The sequence below is a fragment of the Kitasatospora putterlickiae genome, from assembly GCF_039527695.1.
Taxonomy (GTDB): domain Bacteria; phylum Actinomycetota; class Actinomycetes; order Streptomycetales; family Streptomycetaceae; genus Kitasatospora; species Kitasatospora putterlickiae.
Map to the genome: position 1 here is coordinate 2,415 of NZ_BAAAKJ010000343.1, position 2,944 is coordinate 5,358.

General features: G+C 73.2%; 3 protein-coding genes and 1 pseudogene. All 4 read right to left on the bottom strand.

The features are described 5' to 3' along the window. On the bottom strand, positions 1-718 hold a 718-nt coding region (locus ABD308_RS31870; RefSeq protein WP_344342818.1), incomplete at its 3' end, for a hypothetical protein. A gap of 142 nt (positions 719-860) precedes the next feature. Continuing rightward, entirely contained in the window at positions 861-1,460 is a 600-nt protein-coding gene (locus ABD308_RS31875; RefSeq protein WP_344342821.1) for a nucleoside triphosphate pyrophosphatase, read from the bottom strand. A gap of 51 nt (positions 1,461-1,511) precedes the next feature. After that, the gene (gene mmpB / locus ABD308_RS31880; protein WP_344342824.1) at positions 1,512-1,637 is read right to left on the bottom strand and encodes a morphogenic membrane protein MmpB; all 126 of its coding nucleotides are present in this window, start codon (positions 1,635-1,637) and stop codon (positions 1,512-1,514) included. A 133-nt stretch (positions 1,638-1,770) separates the two neighbouring features. Then, positions 1,771-2,771, bottom strand: a pseudogene (locus ABD308_RS31885) (IS5 family transposase). Positions 2,772-2,944 lie beyond the last annotated feature (173 nt).

A 2,944-nucleotide genomic window follows, 5' to 3' on the forward strand; every position in this document is an offset into this window, starting at 1 on the left:
CCGTCGCGGGTTCCAGCGCCTCGGCGGTGACGTCGGCGATCAGCTCGACGACGTCGGGGCCGTACGCGGCCGGGTTGACCACCTTGAGCAGCAGCGCGAAGGTGCCGTCCGTGCCGTGGCGGCGGGCCAGCCGGCGGTGGTGGGTCACCAGGTGGCGGACCCCGGCGTGGTTGGCGGTGCCGGTCTGTCCGGAGATCAGGAACACGGGGCGGCCGCCCTCGGGGGTGGCCAGCCGGGCCAGCAGCACGTGCTCGCCGGCCTCCGGATCGGCGCGGTAGGACCGGCCGCCGACGGTGATGGTGTTGTCCGGGGCGGCGGGGTCGCTGGAGATCGTCACCCCGGGCAGGCCCCAGGCCAGGTGGGCGGCCATCCGTTCGTTGGAGACCGGGCCGCCGAAGCAGAGCTCGGTCCTGGCGCCGAGGCCGCGCGGCGCGGCGTCGTGCGCGACCAGGTCGGCGTGCGCGCCGCACTCCTTCACCAGGGCGGCCAGCTCCATCAGCGCGTAGGCGTCGCGCCGGGTGACCGTCCGGGGGTGGGCGCCGGTGCCGATGCTGCGGTTCACCACGATCAGGCACTCGCTGCCGGCGGGCAGGCCGAGGAAGGACCTGGCCCGTTCCAGCCGGCGTCTTCGGCGCAGGCTCTGGCCGAGCCAGCCGAGTGCGGCACTGATCGCGCTGGCCAGCAGGCCCAGCAGTACGTTGAGCAGACCGTCGGTCATCCGCTCGCCACCTCCCCCGTCGCCCCGGAGCCCGGATGCGCTCCGGAGGCCCCACTAGCGTGCACCAAGTGAGGTTATCAACAGGGCGGTTGGCGAAAATCGCGCCGGGGTTCGGCGCACCGGCGACGGTCGCGGCCGACGGTCAGGCCCAGAGGTCGGTGATCCGGACGTCCACCTCGGCGAGCAGGGTGCGCAGCAGCGGCAGGGAGAGGCCGATGACGTTGCCCGGGTCGCCGTCGACGCCCTCGATGAACGGCGCCGAGCGGCCGTCCAGGGTGAAGGCACCCGCCACGTGCAGCGGCTCGCCGGTGGCGACGTAGGCGGCGACCTCGGCGTCGTCCGGGGTGCCGAAGCGCACGGTGGTGGAGGCGGTGGCGGAGGCCCGCCGCCCGTTGGCGGTGTCGATCACGCAGTGGCCGGTGCGCAGCACGCCCGCCCGGCCGCGCATGGACGCCCAGCGGGCCAGCGCCTCGGCCTCGTCGGCGGGCTTGCCGAGGGCCAGGCCGTCCAGTTCCAGCACGGAGTCGCAGCCGACGACCAGCTCGCCGTCGGTGAGGCCGGCGGCGACGGCCCCGGCCTTGGCCTCGGCGAGGGCGAGCGCGAGCTCGCCGGGGGTGGCGGCGGTGAGCGCGTCCTCGTCGACGCCGCTGACCACCACGCGCGGGTCGAGGCCCGCCTGGCGCAGCAGCCCGAGGCGGGCGGGGGAGGCGGAGGCGAGGACGAGGGTGCGGCGGTCGGTCATGCCCACCAGGGTAGAGGGAGGCCCGGGGCGGCTCTCTCCGCCCCGTGATCATCAGAGCATCAGGAGAACGGCGATCAGCAGGGCGAGGACGGCGAGCACATGGCCGGCCCGGTGCAGCCTCTTCTGCATCCGGCGGGCTTCCGGGGAGGGCTCGTCGCGGGGGTCTGACCAGAGCATCCTTCCAGGGTGCTCCGGCGGGGGCCCGGGGCGCCTGAGTATCCGTACTCAGCTTTCGGGACAATCCGGGCTTGCCGGACCGCCCCGGCCGCCCCGGGCGTCGCTCGCCGCTAGGGCGCGTATTTGGTCGTGATCATTGGGTTCGGGTGAGGTCCTTGATCCAGATCATTGCGCCGCGGAGATGGAGGCCGGCGAGGTAGCTTTCCGGGGTCTTGTCATACCGGGTGGCGATACCTCGCCAGGCCTTCAGCCTGTTGATCAGGCGCTCGACGGTATTGCGCTCCTTGTAGAGCTCGGCGTCGTGACTGACGGGCCGGCCGCCCTGGCGGCCCTTCTTCTTCCGGTTGGCGGCCTGGTCCTTCTTCTCCGGGATGACGGCCTTGATCCTGCGTCGACGCAGGTGGGCGCGGTTGCCGCGGGACGAGTAGGCCTTGTCCCCGGCGACCGCGTCCGGTCGGGTGCGGGGACGGCCGGCCGGCCCGCGGACCCGAACCTTCTCCAGCACGGGGATGAACTGCGGGCTGTCCGCGGCCTGGCCCTCGGTCAGGATGAACACCAGTGGGCGGCACTTCCGCTCACCGGCAACGTGGATCTTGCTGGTCTGCCCGCCCCGGGAGCGTCCGAGCAGGGCTTCCTTCAGCCGGAGCCTGCGCCGGCGCCGGATGCGTCGCCGTTCTTCCCGTTTCGGGTCACCTGAGGCGTCCCGCCCGTCTTGTTCCTCCGGGCCTCCCCCTTTTGCCGGGCCTTCTCCGCCTCCTCGGCCGCCTTCTCCAGGGCCGCCACGGTGCCGGAGTCGAGGTGCATCCCGGCGGCGTCGTGGTGAGCCCGCACGGTCGTGGAGTCCACGCTGACCAGCGACAGGTCCACCTCGCCGCGCTTCGCGGCTTCCGCGATCAGGCCCTCCATCAGGGCTTCGAAGACGCCGGCATCCCTCCACTGCCGGAACCGGTTGGAGACGGTCGACCACGCACCGAACTCCCGCGGCATCTCCCGCCACTGCCCGCCCGTCCGGAATCGCCAGACCACGCCCTCGAACTGCTGCCGCAGCCGCTCCGGGTACGGGCCGTACTCGCCGATCGGCAAGTACGGCTCGATCAACACCCACTCCGCATCCGTCAGTTGCACTCGCGTCACGCACCACGGTCTACCGGATCAGGACCCGCCGCGAGGGCGAATCGCACAAATTGATCACGACCGAATACGCGCCCTAGCCGGCCCAGCCGGAGGTGCGCCAGGCGTTGACCCCCGGGCGCGGGGCGGCGCGCAGCCGGCGCGCGCGGTCGTTCCAGGGGGAGGCCGGGCCGGCG

Excerpts from the sequence above, each read along its gene's own strand:
- ABD308_RS31875 (WP_344342821.1), bottom strand. The coding sequence starts at position 1,460 with ATGACCGACCGCCGCACCCTCGTCCTCGCCTCCGCCTCCCCCGCCCGC.
- mmpB (WP_344342824.1), bottom strand. The coding sequence starts at position 1,637 with ATGCTCTGGTCAGACCCCCGCGACGAGCCCTCCCCGGAAGCCCGCCGG.